Origin of the sequence: Pseudomonas vlassakiae (genome assembly GCF_014269035.2) — a bacterium.
In the GTDB taxonomy this organism is placed as follows: domain Bacteria; phylum Pseudomonadota; class Gammaproteobacteria; order Pseudomonadales; family Pseudomonadaceae; genus Aquipseudomonas; species Aquipseudomonas vlassakiae.
Genome location: NZ_JABWRP020000005.1, coordinates 135,379 through 153,844 on the forward strand (window position 1 = coordinate 135,379; position 18,466 = coordinate 153,844).

Annotated in this window: 25 protein-coding genes; 18 read left to right on the forward strand and 7 right to left on the reverse strand. The window is 62.6% G+C overall.

Translation table 11 applies throughout. The features are described 5' to 3' along the window. The first annotated feature begins 10 nt into the window (after nucleotides 1-10). The 13 genes from HU738_RS08660 (at nucleotide 11) to recX (ending at nucleotide 9,633) form a co-directional block, all read left to right on the forward strand. On the forward strand, nucleotides 11-382 hold the full coding sequence (locus tag HU738_RS08660; RefSeq protein ID WP_186603182.1) for a phage tail assembly chaperone: 372 nt from the start codon (nucleotides 11-13) through the stop codon (nucleotides 380-382). A 96-nt stretch (nucleotides 383-478) separates the two neighbouring features. Then, the gene (locus tag HU738_RS08665) at nucleotides 479-1,645 is read left to right on the forward strand and encodes a phage tail sheath subtilisin-like domain-containing protein (protein ID WP_186603181.1); all 1,167 of its coding nucleotides are present in this window, start codon (nucleotides 479-481) and stop codon (nucleotides 1,643-1,645) included. 13 nt (nucleotides 1,646-1,658) lie between these two features. Further along, nucleotides 1,659-2,168 carry a phage major tail tube protein gene (locus HU738_RS08670; RefSeq protein ID WP_027920000.1) on the forward strand — a complete coding sequence of 170 codons (510 nt, stop codon included), beginning with the start codon at nucleotides 1,659-1,661 and terminating at the stop codon, nucleotides 2,166-2,168. Between the two features lie 10 nt (nucleotides 2,169-2,178). Further along, entirely contained in the window at nucleotides 2,179-2,481 is a 303-nt protein-coding gene (locus tag HU738_RS08675) for a phage tail assembly protein (RefSeq protein ID WP_186603180.1), read from the forward strand. Between the two features lie 125 nt (nucleotides 2,482-2,606). Next, nucleotides 2,607-4,271: a hypothetical protein gene (locus HU738_RS08680; protein ID WP_186603179.1), complete on the forward strand. Its 1,665-nt coding sequence runs from the start codon at nucleotides 2,607-2,609 to the stop codon at nucleotides 4,269-4,271. A gap of 9 nt (nucleotides 4,272-4,280) precedes the next feature. Beyond that, nucleotides 4,281-5,126, forward strand: a complete 846-nt coding sequence (locus HU738_RS08685; RefSeq protein WP_176506533.1) for a phage tail protein — start codon at nucleotides 4,281-4,283, stop codon at nucleotides 5,124-5,126. Further along, nucleotides 5,101-5,307 carry a tail protein X gene (locus HU738_RS08690; protein ID WP_176506532.1) on the forward strand — a complete coding sequence of 69 codons (207 nt, stop codon included), beginning with the start codon at nucleotides 5,101-5,103 and terminating at the stop codon, nucleotides 5,305-5,307. Before HU738_RS08685 ends, HU738_RS08690 begins: the two co-directional genes overlap by 26 nt. A 4-nt stretch (nucleotides 5,308-5,311) precedes the next feature. Beyond that, nucleotides 5,312-6,346, forward strand: coding sequence for a phage late control D family protein (locus HU738_RS08695; RefSeq protein WP_186603178.1), 1,035 nt, complete (start codon nucleotides 5,312-5,314; stop codon nucleotides 6,344-6,346). Nucleotides 6,347-6,372: 26 nt separating this feature from the next. Then, nucleotides 6,373-6,921 (forward strand): glycoside hydrolase family 19 protein, encoded by a 549-nt coding sequence (locus HU738_RS08700; RefSeq protein ID WP_176506530.1) that lies wholly within the window; start codon nucleotides 6,373-6,375, stop codon nucleotides 6,919-6,921. A 35-nt stretch (nucleotides 6,922-6,956) separates the two neighbouring features. After that, nucleotides 6,957-7,400 (forward strand): lysis system i-spanin subunit Rz, encoded by a 444-nt coding sequence (locus HU738_RS08705; protein WP_186603240.1) that lies wholly within the window; start codon nucleotides 6,957-6,959, stop codon nucleotides 7,398-7,400. Between the two features lie 97 nt (nucleotides 7,401-7,497). Next, nucleotides 7,498-7,980: a CinA family protein gene (locus tag HU738_RS08710; RefSeq protein ID WP_186603177.1), complete on the forward strand. Its 483-nt coding sequence runs from the start codon at nucleotides 7,498-7,500 to the stop codon at nucleotides 7,978-7,980. 103 nt (nucleotides 7,981-8,083) lie between these two features. After that, nucleotides 8,084-9,151, forward strand: a complete 1,068-nt coding sequence (gene recA, locus HU738_RS08715; protein ID WP_186603176.1) for a recombinase RecA — start codon at nucleotides 8,084-8,086, stop codon at nucleotides 9,149-9,151. 11 nt (nucleotides 9,152-9,162) lie between these two features. Further along, nucleotides 9,163-9,633, forward strand: coding sequence for a recombination regulator RecX (gene recX, locus HU738_RS08720; protein WP_176506528.1), 471 nt, complete (start codon nucleotides 9,163-9,165; stop codon nucleotides 9,631-9,633). A 64-nt stretch (nucleotides 9,634-9,697) separates the two neighbouring features. Here recX and HU738_RS08725 read toward each other — a convergent pair whose 3' ends face one another. After that, nucleotides 9,698-10,816 carry an LOG family protein gene (locus HU738_RS08725; protein WP_176506527.1) on the reverse strand — a complete coding sequence of 373 codons (1,119 nt, stop codon included), beginning with the start codon at nucleotides 10,814-10,816 and terminating at the stop codon, nucleotides 9,698-9,700. A 292-nt stretch (nucleotides 10,817-11,108) separates the two neighbouring features. Between HU738_RS08725 and HU738_RS08730 the strand changes: the two genes are divergently transcribed. Then, nucleotides 11,109-11,312 (forward strand): hypothetical protein, encoded by a 204-nt coding sequence (locus tag HU738_RS08730; protein WP_176506526.1) that lies wholly within the window; start codon nucleotides 11,109-11,111, stop codon nucleotides 11,310-11,312. On the opposite strand, the gene HU738_RS08735 is transcribed toward HU738_RS08730, so the two are convergent. Next, nucleotides 11,313-11,732, reverse strand: a complete 420-nt coding sequence (locus HU738_RS08735; RefSeq protein WP_054883430.1) for a quorum-sensing-regulated virulence factor family protein — start codon at nucleotides 11,730-11,732, stop codon at nucleotides 11,313-11,315. 225 nt (nucleotides 11,733-11,957) lie between these two features. Between HU738_RS08735 and HU738_RS08740 the strand changes: the two genes are divergently transcribed. The 3 genes from HU738_RS08740 to HU738_RS08750 all read left to right on the forward strand — a co-directional run bounded on the left by HU738_RS08740 (nucleotide 11,958) and on the right by HU738_RS08750 (nucleotide 13,937). Further along, nucleotides 11,958-12,668, forward strand: coding sequence for a tRNA-uridine aminocarboxypropyltransferase (locus HU738_RS08740; RefSeq protein WP_054883429.1), 711 nt, complete (start codon nucleotides 11,958-11,960; stop codon nucleotides 12,666-12,668). Between the two features lie 179 nt (nucleotides 12,669-12,847). Further along, the gene (erdR, locus tag HU738_RS08745; RefSeq protein WP_054883428.1) at nucleotides 12,848-13,498 is read left to right on the forward strand and encodes a response regulator transcription factor ErdR; all 651 of its coding nucleotides are present in this window, start codon (nucleotides 12,848-12,850) and stop codon (nucleotides 13,496-13,498) included. A gap of 73 nt (nucleotides 13,499-13,571) precedes the next feature. Then, the gene (locus HU738_RS08750) at nucleotides 13,572-13,937 is read left to right on the forward strand and encodes a diacylglycerol kinase (RefSeq protein WP_010952700.1); all 366 of its coding nucleotides are present in this window, start codon (nucleotides 13,572-13,574) and stop codon (nucleotides 13,935-13,937) included. On the opposite strand, the gene finR is transcribed toward HU738_RS08750, so the two are convergent. Further along, on the reverse strand, nucleotides 13,934-14,860 hold the full coding sequence (gene finR / locus HU738_RS08755) for a LysR family transcriptional regulator FinR (RefSeq protein WP_176506524.1): 927 nt from the start codon (nucleotides 14,858-14,860) through the stop codon (nucleotides 13,934-13,936). The genes HU738_RS08750 and finR overlap by 4 nt on opposite strands. Nucleotides 14,861-14,978: 118 nt before the next feature. Here finR and fpr point away from each other — a divergent pair, with 118 nt between their 5' ends. Further along, nucleotides 14,979-15,758, forward strand: a complete 780-nt coding sequence (gene fpr, locus HU738_RS08760; RefSeq protein WP_060479477.1) for a ferredoxin-NADP reductase — start codon at nucleotides 14,979-14,981, stop codon at nucleotides 15,756-15,758. Between the two features lie 69 nt (nucleotides 15,759-15,827). Here the strand turns inward: fpr and tsaA are convergent, their stop codons facing one another. The 4 genes from tsaA to HU738_RS08780 all read right to left on the reverse strand — a co-directional run bounded on the left by tsaA (nucleotide 15,828) and on the right by HU738_RS08780 (nucleotide 18,324). Further along, the gene (gene tsaA, locus HU738_RS08765) at nucleotides 15,828-16,523 is read right to left on the reverse strand and encodes a tRNA (N6-threonylcarbamoyladenosine(37)-N6)-methyltransferase TrmO (RefSeq protein ID WP_186603175.1); all 696 of its coding nucleotides are present in this window, start codon (nucleotides 16,521-16,523) and stop codon (nucleotides 15,828-15,830) included. A gap of 6 nt (nucleotides 16,524-16,529) precedes the next feature. Then, entirely contained in the window at nucleotides 16,530-16,991 is a 462-nt protein-coding gene (locus HU738_RS08770) for a YehS family protein (protein WP_054883423.1), read from the reverse strand. Nucleotides 16,992-17,038: 47 nt separating this feature from the next. Then, a complete protein-coding gene (locus HU738_RS08775) occupies nucleotides 17,039-17,749 on the reverse strand; it encodes an rRNA pseudouridine synthase (RefSeq protein WP_186603174.1) in 711 nt (236 codons plus the stop codon). Between the two features lie 119 nt (nucleotides 17,750-17,868). Further along, entirely contained in the window at nucleotides 17,869-18,324 is a 456-nt protein-coding gene (locus HU738_RS08780; RefSeq protein WP_186603173.1) for a GNAT family N-acetyltransferase, read from the reverse strand. Nucleotides 18,325-18,466: the final 142 nt, after the last annotated feature.

The window sequence follows — 18,466 nt, forward strand, 5'->3', positions numbered from 1 at the left end:
CGGTCGGGTAATGGAAATTACCGATATTGATCCGCTCGACCGCTATCATTCCGAGCTAGTCTGGGAAAAGTGTTCGATTGAGACGAGACCCGGTTGGAACGTTGTCGAGGGCGGATTTGCTCCACCCTCGGGCACGACTGAAGGTGAGTTGATTCAAGCTATGCGCATGTGGCGCGACTATCAACTGCAAACTAGCGAGTGGCTGGTGATGCGTCATCGTGACGAGCTGGCAATGAGTATCAACAGCTCGCTGTCATCGGCGCAATACAGTGAATTACTCGTCTATCGACAGAGCCTCCGTGATTGGCCAACTTCTTCAATGTTTCCTGATTCCTCATCGAGACCAGAGCCACCGGTTTGGCTAGTTCAACAAGCTCAGTAAAGCCCCGTCTCCCCGGGGCTTTTTTCTATCTGCAAGTTTTCTACTCGGCCCTGCACCCGCAGGGCCTTTTCGTACCTGAACCTGGAGTAAACCTACATGAGTGGATTCTTCCACGGCGTCACCGTAACCAACGTCGACACCGGCGCCCGCAGCATCGCGCTGCCGTCTTCCTCGATCATCGGCCTGGTCGACACCTTCACCGAAGGCGCTGGCGTCACGGCCAAGGCCAACGACCTTGTTCTGATCACCAGCGAGCGCGAAGCCATCGCCGCCTTCGGCGAAAACGCGGCCATCACCAAGGCCTGCCGCGCCATCTACACCCGCGCCAAGGCGGTCATCGTCGCCTGCGGTGTAGCCAAGCTCGAAGATGCCGCCGAGCAAACTGCCGCGATCATCGGCAGCGTTCAAGCCGATGGCAAACGCACCGGCCTGCAGGCGCTGCTCGACGGCAAGAGCCGTTTCAACGCCCAGCCACGCCTGCTGGCCGCACCCCGTCACAGCGCTACCCAGGCGGTCGGCACCGCACTGGTAGCCCTGGCCGACAAACTGCGCGGCATCGCCATCATCGACGGCCCCAACACCACCGACGAGGCAGCCCTCGACTACGCCAAGAACTTCGGCGCCAAGCGCGCCTTCCTGGTCGACCCGGGTGTGCAGTACTGGGACAACGGTGAAGAGGCGACTGTCGACGCGCCGGGCTCGGCGTGGGTGGCCGGCCTGTTCGCCTGGACCGACAGCGAATACGGCTTCTGGGCCTCGCCGTCGAACAAGGAGTTCGTCGGCATCACCGGCACCACCCGCCCGGTGGAGTTCCTCGACGGCGACGACAGCTGCCGCGCCAACCTGCTGAACAACGCCAACATCGCCACCATCATCCGCGACGACGGCTTCCGCCTGTGGGGCAACCGCACCCTGTCCAGCGACCCGAAATGGGCCTTCGTCACCCGTGTGCGGACCCTGGACATCGTCATGGACGCGATCCTCTACGGCCACAAGTGGGCCGTCGACCGCGCCATCACCGCCACCTACGTCAAGGACGTCACCGAAGGCCTGCAGGCCTTCATGCGCGACCTGAAGAACCAGGGCGCGATCATCAACTTCGAGGTCTTCGCCGACCCGGAGCTGAACACGGCCAGCCAGCTCGAGCAGGGCAAGGTGTACTGGAACATCCGCTTCACCGACGTGCCGCCTGCCGAAAACCCCAATTTCCGCGTTGAAGTCACTAACCAGTGGCTGACCGAAGTCCTCGATTCCGCCGCTTAAGGAGCGCATCCACATGGCAATGATCCCCGAAACCCTGGCCAACCTGAACCTGTTCGTCGATGGCGTCAGCTTCCAGGGCGATGTACCCAGCCTGACCCTGCCCAAACTCACCCTGAAGATGGAAGAACACCGCCCCGGCGGCATGGACATGCCGGTCGAGATGGACCTGGGCATGGAGAAACAGGAAGCGGCCTTCACCACCACAGGCGTGCGCCGTGAAGCGCTGAAATTCTTCGGCCTGGCCGACGGCAGCGGCTTCAACGGCACTTTCCGCGGCGCCTTCAAGGGCCTCAAGGGCAAGATCAACCCGGTGGTGGTCACCTTGCGTGGCACCCTCAAAGAAATCGACATGGGCGACTGGAAGTCCGGCGACAAGGCCGAGATCAAGCACAGCGTTGGCCTGACCTACTACAAGCTCGAAGTCGATGGCCGCCTGATCTACGAGATCGACGCGCTGGGCATGAAGCGCGTGATCGATGGCGTCGACCAACTGGCCGCCCAGCGCGCTGCGCTTGGCCTGTAAGGAGGCGACCATGGCTCAGGCGAAAAAACAGCCGCACTGGCTGACCCTCAGTGCCGACCGCGTCACCGTGCGTCTGTCGCGCCCCAGCGAAGCCAACGGCGTGCAAGTCGACAGCCTGTCGCTGCGGGCACCGACCGTGCGCGATATCCGCAATGCCCAGGCCGGCGGCGTGGCGGATGACGAGCAGCGCGAGCTGAACCTGTTCGCGTCGCTGGCCGAAGTCGGCATCAAGGACCTCGAAGGCCTTGCCCTCAAGGACTATAGCCGTTTGCAGAGCGGCTATTTTCGCCTGGTGCAGGACGACGAACTTTGACCCGGCCCGGCAGAAGGCCGCCGCCAAGCGGCTGGCCAGGGAACTGAACTTTTCCGCGAGCGAAATCATGACCATGCCGTACAGCGACATGGTCTGGTGGCTCGCGCCGTGACCAGGAGGAACCTATGGCGAACACACAGGTGTTCACCCTCGGGCTCGGCGTCACCGTGATCAACCCCTTGGGCCTCGCCATCGAGCAGTTGCGCCGGGATGTCGAACGCCTGCGCAGGCAGGCCGATGGCACCCGGCTCGGTCGCCTGATCGGCGAGGTGATCCGCCTGGGGTTGGAGCTCGGCAAGGTACGCCAGGTCGAACGCCAGTTGGCGCTGGACCAGGATCAGCATCAGCAAGATCAGCTTGCCCGGCTGGGTACTGAAGCGGACGAAGTGGAGCGCCTGCGTCAGCACTATCTGTCACTCGATCGGGTAATCGCCGGGTTGGCTCGGCTCAAGCCTGTTTTCCAGCAAGGGCAGCAGCACGGTGCAGCGCCGGACACTGCACGCGATCCGGCCGCCGAGGCATCTGCTGCTTCGTCCGAAAAACCCTCGCACACTCGCCGATCGACCGCTGAGAGTGTCAAGGTTGCCGCGTCGGTGTTGGGCGTTGGCACGATTGTAGGGGCGCGCATGGCCTATGAGGTTGGCCGTCGTTTGCCAGCTGAACAGCGGCAGCGTGCGCAGACTGCAATCAGCAGCCGATTGAAGTCAGGTGCGTTCAATGCTGGCATTTCGGCGTTCAAGGCCTGGAACGACGGCGAGACGCCCGAGGACAAGGCCAAGGGGATGGGGGCGGCCGCTGGTGAGCTGGGCGGGACGCTCCTCGGTGCGTCGATAGCGGCGGTTTTCACCAAGAACAAGGACGTTCAGGAGCTCGCCGGCGTTGCCGGTGGCCACTTGGGTGAATGGGCAGGTGAACTGCTCGGAGGGCGTCTGTTTGATCTGGTGATGTACCAGGACAATCCTGATCGCTCGGTGCAAGGCTCATCCACAGCGACGGTCGTCAACACCGCGCCTGCTGTCGAAGGCGCCGAGTATCGCGGGGAAAGCAAGGCCGTCGAGGATGTCCAGGCGCTACGGGCCACGCAAGTACCGAGCCCACCCGGCGCTGCCGTCTCCGGTGCATTCAGCCTGCTGGCAAGTGTCGCTACTGCGGGTACGCCAGGGCAGGGCTTTGGGTTTGCTGCTGCTTCGCCCGCGCTTGCGCCGGCTGGCGGCAGCCGTCCAGGTGCAGTCAGGAGCCTGTTCAGGCGCGTGCCTGTCGGCGCGCTGCTGGATACTTCGCTGCAACTGGCGCAGACCTACCGCAGTGATGCCACCGCCGTGCAGAAGGTCGAAGGCTACGGCAGTGCGGTCGGCGGGCTGGGCGGCACCTTGGCTGGCGCGGCTGCCGGTGCTGCGATCGGCTCGGTGGTACCGGTGATCGGCACGGCAATAGGCGGCCTGCTCGGTGGGGCGTTGGGGAGCATCGGCGGCGAGAGCCTTGGCGGGTGGTTTGGCAAGGCTCTGGGTGCAGGACTTGGCCTGGAGAACAGCCCTGCGAGCAAGCACCCGGTGTCCGAACCCGCGCGGTCCGCCGCTGCGCAGTTGCCGTCTTCGGCGCCTGCCAGCGCAGCATTGCCAGCGCCGATAAACCAGCAATTCACCTTCACCGCCAACATGCCGGTGACCTTCAGTAACAGCCTCGACGACCCGACCACCCTGCAACAACTGGAAGCCATCGCCCGCCGCGTGCTCGACGACCTGATGCGCCAGGCGCGTTCGGTGCAGATGGCCGATCAACCACAGCCATGAGGAGGACCCATGACCTACCTGGAACAGTTGCAAGCTGGCTTGCATGCACTGGTCAAGGCGGGCGAGGAGGGGCGTCGGCGTGCCGACGCCATGCTCGACCCGATGAACCAGGCGGTCGGCCATGCCAGGGAGGCGGCCAGCGAACTCGAAGCCCTGCCATGGATCGGCCCGGAAATCGGCAAACGCCTGCAACGCACGATGCGCGCCATTGATTCGGCCAAGCAGCGCGTCGACAAGGTGATTGCCAAGTATGACCAGACCCTCGACGTGGTGCGCAAGGTGCGCGACCGCGTCGATGCCTTTGCCGAACACCTGGGCAAGGCGGGAGCGGCCATTCGGCGCGTGATCGGCGATGTGCGTTCGGTCGCCAACGGTGTGCTGTCGACCTTTGGCTTCGCGCCAGTAGTCACCCCGGCGGCAGAAGCGATCAAGCCGTTCCCGCACTTGTTGGTACTACAGCCTCTCAAGGCCAACGCTGCGCCGTACTACTTCAACCTCGACACCGCCGCCTTCGACCAGTTGCGCCGGCAAACGCGTTTCCGCTGGGCCGGGCAAGAGCGCTTGAGCCGCGAGAACGCCCAACAGGCGGTGAGCCTGGGCGAAGACAGCATCAGCATCCGTGGCGCCATTTTCCCCGGTTTCAAGGGCGGATTGGGCCAGTTGCAGGCGCTGCGCGGCATTGGCCGCCAACTGCTGCCGCTGTCGCTGACCACCGGTTATGGCGAAGTGCTCGGCACCTGGTGCCTGACCAGTATCGAGGAAGAGCAGGCCGCCTTGCTGGCCGGCGGCATTCCCCGCAAACAAGGTTTCTCACTGGAGTTCGTCAGCTATGGACAAGACCTGCAAAACGTCTGAGGGCGATGTGCTCGATACCCTCTGTCACCACTATTACGGGCATCTCGACGGCAGCGTCGAGGCGGTATTGCAAGCCAACCAGGGGTTGGCCGACGAGGCCCAGCCGTTTCGCAGCGGCGTAACGATCCGCTTGCCGACGCTGGCGCTGGTCCCGGCCAACCTCGTGCAGCTGTGGGACTGATGCCATGCAACCGGTATTTCGTATCCAGGCTGATGGCAAGGACATCACTGCGCTGATCAATGACCGCCTGTTGCTGCTGCGTACCACCGACAAACCGGGCATGGAATCGGACGACTTCGAGCTGCGCATCGACGCCCGCGACGGTGCTGTGGCGTTGCCGGCGCGCGGTGCGCTGATCGAGGTGCATCTGGGGTACGCCGGCCTGCCGCTGACTCGGATGGGGCGTTACACCGTCGATGAGGTCGAGCTGTCCGGACCGCCGGATACCTTGGTGATTCGCGGCAAGGCCAGTGACCTGCGCGGCAGTGGCAGGACCATTCGCAGTGGCAGCTGGGAGGCCGTGCCGCTACAGCGCATCGTCGCCGAAATCGGCGCGCGCAATGGCTGGCAGGTGGTCTGCCCGGTGCGGGTCCAAGTACCCCGTGTCGATCAGTACAACGAATCGGATTTCAATTTCATCACGCGCCTGGCCCGCCAGTACGACTGCACCGCCAAGCTCGCCGATGGGCAGTTGCTGGTGCTGCCGCGCCAGGCCGGGCAGAGCGCCAGCGGCACCCCCCTGGGCGTGGTCGGCGTTGCCCGCAACGAGGTCAGCCAGTGGCATTTCCGGTTGGACGACAAAGCCGCGCGCAAAGCCGTGCGCACTCGTCATCAGGACGCTGCCAGCGGTGAAACGAAGACCATCGAACTGGTCAACGAGGCGGCTGTTGAAGGCCAGCGGCCAGTGCATACCGACCGTCACCTCTACCCCAACCGCGCCGCTGCCGAACAAGCGGCCAGGGCGCGGCTGGCCAGCTTCAACCGTGATACTGCCCAGGTGCGCCTGGATCTGCCGGGGCGTACCGACCTGTTTGCCGAGCGCAGCATTGCCTTGCACGGCTTTGCCGATGGCCTGGATGGGCAGTACCAGATCGATTCGGTGGAGCAGGTGTTCACCGCATCGGGCTGGCGCACCACGGTGCAGGGCAATGGCGGCAAGACGGGCAAGGTGCAGGCCAAGGGGGCAGCGCCTCGCCGGCGGGCCGTGATCAAGGCTTGAAGGACGCTACAGGGAAGGAGTCAGATATGCTCACTGAAACGCAATTGCTACAGATTCTGCCGAACGCCCGCCCTGTTGCGGGCGTTTTTCTTTCGGCACTCAATGCCACGCTGCCGCGCTGGGAAATCGACAACCCCAAGCGTGTGGCGGCGTTCATCGCCCAGGTCGGCCATGAATCCGGCCAGTTCCGCTACGTCAAGGAGCTGGGCAATGACCGCTATCTGGCGCGCTACGACACCGGCAGCCTGGCCTTGCGCCTGGGCAATACACCACAGGCCGATGGCGATGGGCAGCTGTATTGCGGGCGCGGCCTGATCCAGATCACCGGGCGCAACAACTACCAGGCCTGCAGCCGCGCACTGTTTGGCGACGAGCGCTTGCTGGCGCAACCGCAGTTGCTCGAACAACCGCGCTGGGCCTGCGAGTCGGCGGCGTGGTTCTGGCATTCGCGGGGGCTCAATGCCTTGGCTGATCGCGGTGAGTTCAACCGCATCACGCGCCATATCAATGGTGGGCTCAATGGGCTGGAGGATCGCCTCAGGCTCTGGGCGCGTGCGCGCGAGGTGCTGTGTTGAGCCGATTGCAACTTGGCCTGGGTGTGTTGCTGTTGATGGTGTGCTCAGCGCTGGCCTGGCAACTGCAGGGCTGGCGCTGCGGGCGGCAACTGGCGCAGCTGGCGCAAGCACAGGCCGATGCCGAGCTGGCCCGGCTGCTCGCCGAACGTGGGGCGCGTCAGTTACTTGAACAACGCCTGGAACAAAGTGAAAACCGTCATTACAAGGAGCTTGCCGATGCACAACAGTCTCAGGCTCGCCTGCGTGATCGCCTTGCTACTGCCGATCTGCGCTTGTCGGTCCTGGTCGAACGTGGTGCCGTCTGCAGTGCAATGCCAGCCGCTGCCGAGGCCGGCGGCGTGGATCATGCAACCGTACGCGCCGGACTTGAGCCGGCGCATGCTCGACGAATTATCGCCATCACCGATGAAGGGGACCGGGGCTTGATGGCGTTGCGGGCTTGTCAGGACTATGTGCGGGAGGTGCGTGGGGGGCTTTAGTGCATGCCAGACTAAAACATGGCGCCGTAGAATGCTGCCCATCCCACTCCCGCTCACCAAATGCTACGGTGTCACCACCCGCTCAAGGAACCCACCCATGGACCCGATCACCGTTCTGTCCACCCGCCTCGGCGAACACCTGCGCCGTTTCAACGCGCAGGTGACCACCGCCGAATCCTGCACCGGCGGTGGCATCGCCGAGGCCATCACCCGTGTGCCTGGCAGCTCGGCCTGGTTCGAGGCCGGATACGTGACCTACTCCAATGCCCAGAAAACCCGCCAGCTGAACGTGCCCGAGGCGCTGTTCGCCGAGGTTGGCGCGGTCAGCCAGGAGGTGGTCGAGGCCATGGCCCGCGGTGCCCAGGCCGCCAGCGGTGCACGCTTTGCCGTGGCGGTCAGCGGCGTGGCCGGGCCGGACGGCGGTTCGCCGGCCAAACCGGTGGGGACCGTGTGGCTCGCCTGGGCCGATGGTAGCCATGTCAGCAGCGAGCGCCGGCACTTCGACGGTGACCGCGAGGCGGTGCGCCGACAGACGGTGATCGCTGCGTTAGACGGCTTGTTACAGCTTGGTGCCGAGTAAATCGACGACAGGGGTTTGCGCGCGCGCTTGCCTGTGGAATAATACTGGCTACTTATACAGGTATTCCGGCCGTCAGGGCCAAGTCGAACACGTGAGGATTTCAATGGACGACAACAAGAAGCGCGCCTTGGCTGCGGCCCTGGGTCAAATCGAACGCCAATTCGGCAAAGGCGCAGTCATGCGCATGGGCGACCACGAGCGCCAAGGCATCCCGGCCATTTCCACCGGCTCCCTGGGCCTGGACATCGCGCTCGGCATCGGCGGTCTGCCAAAAGGCCGTATCGTCGAAATCTACGGCCCGGAATCCTCGGGTAAAACCACGCTGACCCTGTCGGTCATCGCCGAAGCCCAGAAGAACGGCGCAACCTGTGCCTTCGTCGACGCCGAACACGCCCTCGACCCTGAATACGCCGGCAAGCTGGGCGTCAACGTTGATGACCTGCTGGTCTCCCAGCCGGACACCGGCGAACAGGCCCTGGAAATCACCGACATGCTGGTGCGTTCCAACGCCGTTGACGTGATCATCGTCGACTCCGTGGCTGCATTGGTGCCGAAGGCTGAGATCGAAGGCGAAATGGGCGACATGCACGTCGGCCTGCAGGCCCGTCTGATGTCCCAGGCGCTGCGCAAGATCACCGGTAACATCAAGAACGCCAACTGCCTGGTCATCTTCATCAACCAGATCCGTATGAAGATCGGCGTGATGTTCGGTAGCCCGGAAACCACCACCGGTGGTAACGCCCTGAAGTTCTACGCCTCGGTGCGCCTGGACATCCGTCGCACCGGCGCGGTCAAGGAAGGCGATGAAGTGGTCGGTAGCGAAACCCGCGTCAAGATCGTCAAGAACAAGGTCTCGCCTCCGTTCCGTCAGGCCGAGTTCCAGATCCTTTACGGCAAGGGTATCTATCGCAATGGCGAGATCATCGACCTGGGTGTTTCCCAAGGCCTGGTAGAGAAGTCGGGTGCCTGGTACGCCTACCAAGGCAACAAGATCGGCCAGGGCAAGGCCAACGCGGCCAAGTACCTGGCAGAGAACCCGGCCATTGGTGCCGAAATCGAGAAGCAGATTCGCGAGAAGCTGCTCAAGGCCGGTGTCGTTGCCGAAGCTGGTAAGGCTGCTGCCGCTGAAGCCGATGCCGACGACATGGCTGACGCCGACGCCGGTTATTGATAGCAGCTGGTATGTCCGCCGTACTCGACACCCCCGTCGCCGTCAGGCGGACAGCCATGGACCTGCTCGCACGCCGCGAGCATGGTCGCGTCGAGCTGACACGCAAGTTGCGTCAGCGCGGTGCCCCGGATGAACTGATCGAGCCCGCGCTCGATCGGCTCGCCGAAGAAGGGCTGCTTAGCGAAGCCCGTTACCTCGAGAGTTTCATCCGATACCGTTCGGGTGCCGGCTATGGCCCTGCGCGTATTCGCGAAGAGCTTGGCCAGCGCGGGCTGAACCGCAGTGATATCGAGCAGGCCCTGCGTGAAAGCGAAGTGGATTGGGCGGCACTGCTGCGGGATACTTGGCAGCGCAAATTCGCTGGGCAACGCCCCGAGGATCCGCGAAGTCGCGCCCAGCAGACCCGGTTCCTTGCCTACCGCGGTTTCCCGATGGACATGATCGGCAGGCTGCTCAGCGGCCGGGATCTGGATGATTACTAGTCAAATGGCCTCATCGCCGGTACGCCAGCGATGAGGCCATTTTGCTTTGTCCCGCAATTGCTCTTCAGCTGACCTTCAACGCTTCCCGAGCCCGTTGGGTGGTATGCATTGGCTCCGGCTTGGCCCAGTTTTCCGGCAAGTTGATGAAGTCGACCAATTCGCGCAGTCGTCCCTGATCACGCCCGTTGAAGGCAAACGTCAGTCGCGTCAGATGGCTGAAGTTGCCCACCTCGTGTTCGGCACCGCTGTCGGCGTGCTGGTGGTAACGGCCACTCAGGCGCAGGTCGGCGAACCCCTCCTGTATGTCATGCAGTGCAGCCTCGCTGAGCCGATGGTGCATGCGGATCACGAACTGGTTTTTCAGCCAGCGGCTGGAGTGGTAGTTACTGTAGAACTGGTTGATTTCTTCCACCGCCTCATCGGCACTGTGCACCAGGCGCAGCAGCTTCAAGTCACTCGGCAGGATGTAGCGGTTTTCTTCGAGCTGACGGCTGATGAATGCCAGGCAGTCCTGCCAGAACGTACCGCCCGGTGAGTCCAGCAGTACCACCGGCACCAGTGGGCTCTTGCCGGTCTGGATCAGCGTCAATACTTCAAGCGCTTCATCCAGGGTGCCGAAGCCGCCGGGGCAGAGCACCAGTGCATCGGCTTCCTTGACAAAGAACAACTTGCGAATAAAGAAGAAGTGGAAGGGCAGCAGCTTGTCGGTGCCATCCACTGTGGCATTGGCATGCTGCTCGAAGGGCAGGATGATGTTGAAACCCAGGCTATGGTCACTGCCGGCACCTTCGTGCGCTGCCGCCATGATGCCGCCGCCGGCCCCGGTAATGACCATCAGTTCGGAGCGGGCAAGGGTCGCCCCCAGCTCACGGGCGAGGGCGTACATCGGGTGTTCCACCGGGGTGCGTGCCGAGCCGAACACGGTGACCTTGCGTCGCCCACGGTAGCGCTGAAGCATGCGAAACGAGTGGTCCAGTTCGCGCAGGGCCTGCAGGGTGATCTTGGCGCTCCAGCGGTCGCTGTCGTCATGGGCCATGCGCAAGACAGTGAGCATCATGTCGCGGTACAGCGGCAGGTTGGGGCTGTCTGGGGCGACCAGTTGCAGCTGCTGGTCGATCTTGCCCAGGTCGATGCCGTGGTCCCTGAAGTGATTGAACAGGTGTTCATTGGATTGGTAAGGCATTCAACGTCTCCTTCTGCAGCAAAACCTCTGACCGGGCCGATGGTGTGGCACGGCCGCGACACTGCATGTGTCGCTGGCTGCCGTGACTCGAGTGTGCATCCCGAGCATTGCAGTAGGCCTTCAAGGCCTTGGTGCAGGATCTTGTTGTTTTGCGAGTCCTCGCTATCAATCTAGACCGTTGCGCCTGATCGTGCAGACGGGATCACCGTGGCCACTCGTCGGCCTGCGACCAGCCTTGTCGAGGGTTTGGTTAACTGGAGAAGCGAAACGTGTCGATGCAGGAGGTGGCGGTATGCATCGCTTGGTCATCGAGGTAGACCGGCAACTCTATCAGCAGCTGGAAAATGCAGCCCAGGATCACCATGTCAGCCTGGAAGCAGAGTGCCGCCGCAGGCTGGCAGCGCTCGAGTGCCAGTCACGCTACCTGCAGGCGTTACTGGCGGAGATGCGCGCCGACGAAGAACCGCGGCGCGTCGAGGGAGAGCGGGTTATCTGATCACTTCTTCTTGTTGCCAGCGGTGCAGCTGGCCGCATCGAAGGCCTGGTCCATGACCGGTTGGTTGGTCTTGTACACGCTGAAGCGGTAGACCATCACCGCCCCTTTGGACATCAGGTTACGGAAACCACTGTTGCGGCACACGCTGTCACCGAGCTGGCTGCGCACTTGCTCCGGGTTCTGCTGCATACGTGCGGCATGCTCGGCGCGGACGCTGAGGTGGTTGATCAGCGCCTTGCCTTCAACGGTATAGCCCTGATCGAGAATGTCTTCGTTGATCGCGCGTGGGGTGCCGACACTGCTTTCCGTGGCGACCTTCTGCAGCAACTTGTTGAGCTCGAACTCCTGCTTGGAGGCAGCTTGGGCTGCCAATGGCAGGGCGAGCAACAGGCTCAGGGTCGGGACGATAAGACGCAGCATGAATCTCTCCTGGTTCGATGACTGGCGCTTTGACATGCGCCGGCGGCGGGCGTTCCATGAAGCCGGCTGCATCGCGGGCAAATTCATGGTGGCCAGTGCCGCCGATTATAAGGGACCGGTTGGCTCCGCTGCACGGCCAAATGGCGCCTGCTCTGGTAGACTGGCGTTTTGCACCTTCCGAGTCCCAGCAGTGTCCAGTCACAACCCGTCCACAGGCTTGCCAGCATGAGCCACGCGGTAGCACGCCTGCGTGCCGAGCGTCTGGCACGCAGCAACAAGCCTTTCATTGCCCGTGGTTCACGCGCCGAGCGTTGCCCCGATTGCCGTGTAATTGCCACCCACTGCCTGTGTGCGTGGAAGCCCAAGGTGCAGGCCGACTCAGGCGTGTGTCTGCTCATGCATGACACCGAGCCATTGAAACCAACCAACACCGGCTGGTTGATCGCCGACCTGATCGAAGACACAAGCGCCTTCGGTTGGCTGCGCACCTCGGTGGACGAGCGCCTGCTGGCGTTGCTCGACGATCCGCAGTGGCAGCCCTACATTGTTTTTCCCGGCGAGTTCGTCGCCCGGGAGCGGGTGGTCAGCGAGGTCGTGCGCGAGCCGGGCAAGCGCCCGTTGTTCATCCTGCTCGATGCCACCTGGACCGAAGCCCGCAAGATGTTCCGCAAGAGCCCGTATCTGGATCGCTTCCCGGTGCTGAGCCTGCAAGCCGAGCAGATGTCGCGCTATCGCCTGCGTCGGTCCAAGCGTGACGACCATTTCTGCACCGCCGAAGTCGCGGCCATGTGCCTGGACCTGGCGGGTGACAGCCAGGCGTCCCAGGCGCTGGACGCCTATCTGGATGTATTCAGCCTGCATTACCTGAGCGGCAAGCGTCGCCTGCCACTGGATGATCAGGACGACACCCACCAGCGTTTGCATACCTTCCTATAGTCCAAGGGGCATATGGCTCACTTTGGTTCATAATGTCGGGGCTGGCAGCCAGGGTGGGCGAGACGGCAGGGTAGTCGGCTTGACCACTTCCGTCCGTGCTCGGCATCCTTGGCGCCGATTCCCCGCCCGGCGCTTTACCACTCCGCATGCGCCTGGCACAGAACAGGATCCATAGATCGATGGCCACATACGAAATCCTGATTGCCGATGACCACCCGCTGTTTCGTAGCGCCCTGCGCCAGGCTGTTACCCTCGGCCTGGGCGCCGATGTGCGACTGGTTGAAGTGGCGAGCATCGCCGAACTGGAAACCCGCCTGAGCGAAAAGGCCGACTGGGACCTGGTGCTGCTGGACCTGAACATGCCGGGCGCCTATGGCTTCTCCGGGCTGGTCCTGTTGCGTGGCCAGTACCCGCAGATTCCGGTGGTAATGGTCTCGGCGCAGGAAGAGGCCGCGGTGGTGGTCAAATCCCGCGAGTTCGGAGCCAGCGGCTTCATTCCGAAGTCCAGCGGCCTTGAAGTCATTCAGGATGCCGTGAGAAAAGTGCTCGATGGCGAGGTCTGGTGGCCACCGCAAGCCTTCGAAAAGGTCGATGTTTCGGCGGAAGCCAAGGCCGCCAGCGAAGGCCTTGCCAGCCTCACCCCACAGCAGTTCCGCGTGCTCACCATGGTCTGCGAAGGTTTGTTGAACAAGCAGATCGCCTATGAGCTGAGTGTGTCGGAAGCGACCATCAAGGCTCATGTGACGGCCATCTTCCGCAAGCTGGGTGTACGTACCCGCACCCAGGCCGCGCTGTTGCTGCAACAACTTGAATCGGTTGCCAGTAACTGAGGGTGCCTGGATTCACGCTTTTTTGACCCGCGCCGCACTAGTCTGCTGGCCTTTCTGCTGTGAAGTGACTCACATGACATCGCCATTCAAAGGCCAGACCGGCCTGAAACGCATTTTCAACGCTGCCGGCTACTCACTGGACGGCCTGCGCGCCGCCTTCAAGGGCGAAGCCGCCTTCCGCCAGCTGGTGCTGCTCAACGTGCTGCTGATCCCGATCGCTTTCTGGCTGCCGGTCAGCCGTGCCGAGCGGGCAATCATGATCGCCGTGTGCCTGCTCGGTCTGATCGTCGAACTGTTCAACTCGGCAGTGGAAGCCGCCATCGATCGCATCTCGCTGGAGCGCCACCCGTTGTCGAAGAACGCCAAGGACATGGGCAGCGCCGCACAGTTGGTGGCGCTGACCATGGTCGCACTGGTGTGGGGCGTGATTCTGCTCTAAGCGATTGGCGGCAGGACGATCTCGTCACTGCGGGTAAAGCCCGCAGTGAAGCTGCGGCATAATTCCAGAAATTCGCGCATCGCCGAGGTCTGGTATTTCTGCTTGTGCCAGATGAAATAGAACTGGCGCATCAAGTCCAGTTCCGGCGTCTCGACCGCCACCAGGCTACCGCGGCGGAAGGCATCGCGCAGGGCCAGGCGGGAAATGCAGCCGATACCCAGCCCCGACTCCACGGCACGCTTGATCGCCTCGGTGTGTTCCAGTTCCAGGCGAATGTTCAGGCTGGTACGGTGATGGCGCATGGCCTGGTCGAAGGTCAGGCGTGTGCCGGAGCCCTGCTCGCGCAAAATCCAGGCTTCCTGCGACAGGGCTTCGACATCGGCTCGGCCGGCCTTGGCCAAGGGATGTTGCGGTGCACAGAACACCACCAGTTCGTCCTCGACCCACGGCTGAACTTCAAGGTCCGGATGGTTGCAGTCACCTTCGATCAGACCCAGGTCAATTTCGTACTGCGCGACCTGGTGCACGATATGTGCAGTGTTCTGCACATGCAGTTTCACCTGGCTTTCCGGGTGAATCTGCATGAAGCTGCCGATCAGCAGGGTGGCCAGGTAGTTGCCGATGGTCAGCGTGGCGCCGACCGCCAGCGAGCCGAAGCCTGACTTGCCATTGAGCAAGTCTTCGATCTCCTTGGCTTGGTCGAGCAGGGCGACGGCCTGGGGCAGCAACTGATGGCCCAAGGCATTGAGCGCCAGCCGCTTGCCGGCTCGGTCGAACAGCTGGCAGCTCGACTGACGCTCAAGCTCGGTAATGGACGTGCTTGCCGCCGATTGTGAGAGCGCGAGCACGCTGGCCGCCCGCGACACACTCTGGTGCTGGGCCACGGCAACAAATACCTGAAGCTGACGAAGTGTAAATCGCATATCTATATAACCGATAACACATATCTTGATAATTCAGTTAACAGATATTGTGGCTACCCCTAAACTATCGCGCAACTGCGCGTCTTGCGCGCTGCGTTTTTCTTCAGGAGCCCCTTAGATGAGCAACATGAACCACGAACGTGTCCTCAGTGTGCACCACTGGAACGACACCCTGTTCAGCTTCAAGTGCACCCGCGACCCGGGCCTGCGCTTCGAGAACGGTCAGTTCGTGATGATCGGCCTGCAACAGGACAACGGCCGTCCGCTCATGCGCGCCTATTCCATCGCTTCGCCGAACTGGGAAGAGCACCTGGAGTTCTTCAGCATCAAAGTCCCGGACGGCCCGCTGACCTCGCAGTTGCAGCACCTGAAGGAAGGCGACGAGATCATCATCAGCAAGAAGCCAACCGGCACCCTGGTGCTCGACGACCTGAAGCCGGGCAAGCACCTCTACCTGCTGAGCACAGGCACCGGCCTGGCGCCGTTCATGAGCGTGATCCAGGACCCGGAAACCTACGAGCGCTTTGAAAAAGTGATCCTGGTTCACGGTGTGCGTTACGTCAACGAAGTGGCCTACCGCGAGTTCATCACCGAGCACCTGCCGCAGAACGAGTTCTTCGGAGAATCGGTTCGTGAGAAGCTGATCTATTACCCGACCGTGACCCGCGAGCCATTCGAAAACCAGGGCCGCCTGACCGACCTGATGCGCAGCGGCAAGCTGTTCAGCGATATCGGCCTGCCACCGATCAACCCAGAGGACGACCGCGCGATGATCTGCGGCAGCCCGAGCATGCTCGACGAGACCAGTGAAGTGCTCGACAGCTTTGGCCTGAAGGTCTCCCCACGCATGCGCGAGCCGGGCGACTACCTGATCGAGCGTGCCTTCGTCGAGAAATAAGACGAACGCAGCAACGAAAAAACGCAGACCCGGGTCTGCGTTTTTTTATGCCTGCAAGACGGGGCCTCTTCAGTCTTCGCGCACGACTTCCAGGACCTGGATATGACCCGGTTGCGGGTAATGCCAACGGACCTGCACGTCCCAGAGCTTCACACCGTACACCCGCTCCGCTGGCGGCACCTGATAGGCCGGGCGCGGGTCCTGTGCCAGGCATTGCTCGATCAGTGCCACCAGCGGCTCGCCAAGGCGCAGCCCATGCGCCTGGGCCTGGGGAAGGGCATTTGCGCTCCAGCCAACGGCGATCGCGACCGGTGCTTCACTGGCCATCAGGTTGCTTGCCCCGACAACGCTGTCGGCGTAGGGGACATAGGGCTTGATGTCCAGGACTGGCGTACCGTCCAGCAGGTCGATCCCGGACAGGAACAGGCGCCCTGGCTCCACGCCCTCCAGGCGCACCACCGACTGGCCGATGCCGTTGGGTCGGTGGGTGGCGCGGGTGGCGAACACCCCCATGCTCTTGTTACCGCCCAGGCGTGGCGGGCGCACTTTCAGGCGCGGCTTGTCTTCCAGTGCCTGATGGAACAGGAACAGCAACCAGACATGACTGACTTGCTCCAGCCCGGCCACCGCATCGCCCTGATCGAACGGCGGCAGCAGCTCCAGCACCCCACGGGCGGCTGGCGCCAGTTGCGGCTGGCGCGGGATGGCGAATTTCTCCTTGAAGCAGGAGCGGACGATGCCGACCGGTGCAACCGTATGGTGCATGGCCACTCAGCCGCGCACGCGCAGGGTCAGGCCCTTGAGGAAGTTACGCAGCAACTGGTCGCCGCAGGGGCGATAGTTGTCATGCCCTACCTTGCGGAACAGTGCGCTGAGCTCAGGCTTGGACACCGGGAAATTGACCGCCTTGAGAATCGCGTGCAGGTCTTCTTCCTTGAGTTCGAAGGCGACCCGCAGCTTTTTCAGGATGGTGTTGTTGGTCACCGGCAACTCGACGGGCTGCGCCGGGCGACTGTCATCCTTGCCACGGCGGTGGATCACCAGGCCGTCAAGAAAGTGCGCCATGACCCGCTCAGGGCAACGCACGAAACCGGCTTCGTCTTCCTTCTTCAAGTAGGTGGCGAGCACGATCGGGTTAACTTCGAGGCCGGACAGCGCGATGATTTCGGCCATCTTGGCGTCGTTCACCTTGAGCATGTAGCGCAGGCTGCGCAGGACATCGTTGTGGTTCATTGCTGCAAAATCCTGTTCAGTAGCCACGTCGGGGCGTGGCGCATTGCTTAGAATCGTTCGGTGACTGCCAGGTAACGCCACTGCCCCACGGGCAGCTTACCCATGGACACACCGCCCAGGCGAATGCGACGCATGCCCAGCACCTCCAGGCGCAAGTAGGCGCATAGCTCGCTGATCTGCCCGGGTTGCGGGTTTTTCACCACCAGGCGCAGGTGGGTCTCGTTCTGCCAGCTGGCCTTGGCCTTGGGCAGTTCCCGGTCATTGCGCGTCGCACCGCGCGCCAGCTGCTCCAAGGCCTGCGGGGTAGTCTCGCCGCGCACTTCGATGATGTATTCCTGCTCCATGCGGCGCAGGTCGGCGTCGATCTTGCGGGTGACCCGCCAGTCTTGGGTGTACACCTGCAAGCCGCTGGCGCCACGTTCCAGCGGCGCCAGGCAGGACAGCCGGGCAAAATGCCCATGCAGGGGCCGTACCCCTTCGCGGTGAGCCTCGCTGAGGTTGCCCATGTTCATGCTGGCACGGGCAGTTTCGCTGTCGACACCGGCCGCTTGATGCATCAGCAGGGTGACTGGCTCCAATGCCTCGGCGCGTGCCCCAGGCAGCAGTTCTACGCGCTGGCTGTCAACCTTGAACTGAGGCTGCTCCACCACCACGCCATCGACCGTGACCCAGCCTCCTTCGATGTAAAGCTCGGCCTCGCGGCGGGAGCAACCAAGCTGCTCGATGAGGCGTTTGGACAGGCGGACGGGTTCGGACATGGGGCAATTCGCAAGGCAGGGAAAGACTGACATTGTACCTGCCTGTGCGCGGTTGATGATGGGAATGTGTGTCAAATGCGCCGTTTGGGACGCAGACCACGGCATATTCGGACGCCGTCCTAGGGCACTGTAGGAATCAGCCTCATGTGCAGCAGGGGGTAGGGCTGCCCCAAGCCATCCGTTTCCGAACGGCCAACCACTTGGAAGCCTTCGTGCAAATAGAAGCCCAGGGCTTGCGGGTTCTGTTCGTTGACGTCCAGACGTTCGGCATTCAATTCGTCGATCGCATAACGCAGCAGGCGTTTGCCCACCCCCTTGCCCCGGTAGTCGGGTGCGACGAACAACATGTGCACGCAGCCATTGGCGACGCCGGCGAAGCCGCAGATGTGCTGGCGATCCTTGCAGCAAATCAGCATCACGGCATCGAGGTAGCGGCGCAGCACGTGTTCGCGGAGCAACAGGATATAGGCCTCTGGCAGGAAGTCATGGGTTGCGCGCACCGAGTCTTCCCAGATCTGCACCAACTCGCTGTAGTCGCTGTAGCGCGGTGTTTGCAGCGTGAGGGCCGAATGCATGCCGGTATTCCTCCAAGGCGATAGGGAAAACATAGCAGGCCAACCACTGGTCAGCTGCTCTGTGAGCAGCTTGAAGCGTGGGAGGTAGAGGTCTATTACTAAAGCGTGGGAAAAAATCCCACGCGGTAAAAAGAAACAACCT

Bases quoted from the DNA above. Each gene is read 5' to 3' on its own strand.
- HU738_RS08660 (WP_186603182.1), top strand. From the start codon at position 11: ATGGAAATTACCGATATTGATCCGCTCGACCGCTATCATTCCGAGCTA.
- HU738_RS08665 (WP_186603181.1), top strand. From the start codon at position 479: ATGAGTGGATTCTTCCACGGCGTCACCGTAACCAACGTCGACACCGGC.
- HU738_RS08670 (WP_027920000.1), top strand. From the start codon at position 1,659: ATGGCAATGATCCCCGAAACCCTGGCCAACCTGAACCTGTTCGTCGAT.
- HU738_RS08675 (WP_186603180.1), top strand. From the start codon at position 2,179: ATGGCTCAGGCGAAAAAACAGCCGCACTGGCTGACCCTCAGTGCCGAC.
- HU738_RS08680 (WP_186603179.1), top strand. From the start codon at position 2,607: ATGGCGAACACACAGGTGTTCACCCTCGGGCTCGGCGTCACCGTGATC.
- HU738_RS08685 (WP_176506533.1), top strand. From the start codon at position 4,281: ATGACCTACCTGGAACAGTTGCAAGCTGGCTTGCATGCACTGGTCAAG.
- HU738_RS08690 (WP_176506532.1), top strand. From the start codon at position 5,101: ATGGACAAGACCTGCAAAACGTCTGAGGGCGATGTGCTCGATACCCTC.
- HU738_RS08695 (WP_186603178.1), top strand. From the start codon at position 5,312: ATGCAACCGGTATTTCGTATCCAGGCTGATGGCAAGGACATCACTGCG.
- HU738_RS08700 (WP_176506530.1), top strand. From the start codon at position 6,373: ATGCTCACTGAAACGCAATTGCTACAGATTCTGCCGAACGCCCGCCCT.
- HU738_RS08705 (WP_186603240.1), top strand. From the start codon at position 6,957: ATGGTGTGCTCAGCGCTGGCCTGGCAACTGCAGGGCTGGCGCTGCGGG.
- HU738_RS08710 (WP_186603177.1), top strand. From the start codon at position 7,498: ATGGACCCGATCACCGTTCTGTCCACCCGCCTCGGCGAACACCTGCGC.
- recA (WP_186603176.1), top strand. From the start codon at position 8,084: ATGGACGACAACAAGAAGCGCGCCTTGGCTGCGGCCCTGGGTCAAATC.
- recX (WP_176506528.1), top strand. From the start codon at position 9,163: ATGTCCGCCGTACTCGACACCCCCGTCGCCGTCAGGCGGACAGCCATG.
- HU738_RS08725 (WP_176506527.1), bottom strand. From the start codon at position 10,816: ATGCCTTACCAATCCAATGAACACCTGTTCAATCACTTCAGGGACCAC.
- HU738_RS08730 (WP_176506526.1), top strand. From the start codon at position 11,109: ATGCATCGCTTGGTCATCGAGGTAGACCGGCAACTCTATCAGCAGCTG.
- HU738_RS08735 (WP_054883430.1), bottom strand. From the start codon at position 11,732: ATGCTGCGTCTTATCGTCCCGACCCTGAGCCTGTTGCTCGCCCTGCCA.
- HU738_RS08740 (WP_054883429.1), top strand. From the start codon at position 11,958: ATGAGCCACGCGGTAGCACGCCTGCGTGCCGAGCGTCTGGCACGCAGC.
- erdR (WP_054883428.1), top strand. From the start codon at position 12,848: ATGGCCACATACGAAATCCTGATTGCCGATGACCACCCGCTGTTTCGT.
- HU738_RS08750 (WP_010952700.1), top strand. From the start codon at position 13,572: ATGACATCGCCATTCAAAGGCCAGACCGGCCTGAAACGCATTTTCAAC.
- finR (WP_176506524.1), bottom strand. From the start codon at position 14,860: ATGCGATTTACACTTCGTCAGCTTCAGGTATTTGTTGCCGTGGCCCAG.
- fpr (WP_060479477.1), top strand. From the start codon at position 14,979: ATGAGCAACATGAACCACGAACGTGTCCTCAGTGTGCACCACTGGAAC.
- tsaA (WP_186603175.1), bottom strand. From the start codon at position 16,523: ATGCACCATACGGTTGCACCGGTCGGCATCGTCCGCTCCTGCTTCAAG.
- HU738_RS08770 (WP_054883423.1), bottom strand. From the start codon at position 16,991: ATGAACCACAACGATGTCCTGCGCAGCCTGCGCTACATGCTCAAGGTG.
- HU738_RS08775 (WP_186603174.1), bottom strand. From the start codon at position 17,749: ATGTCCGAACCCGTCCGCCTGTCCAAACGCCTCATCGAGCAGCTTGGT.
- HU738_RS08780 (WP_186603173.1), bottom strand. From the start codon at position 18,324: ATGCATTCGGCCCTCACGCTGCAAACACCGCGCTACAGCGACTACAGC.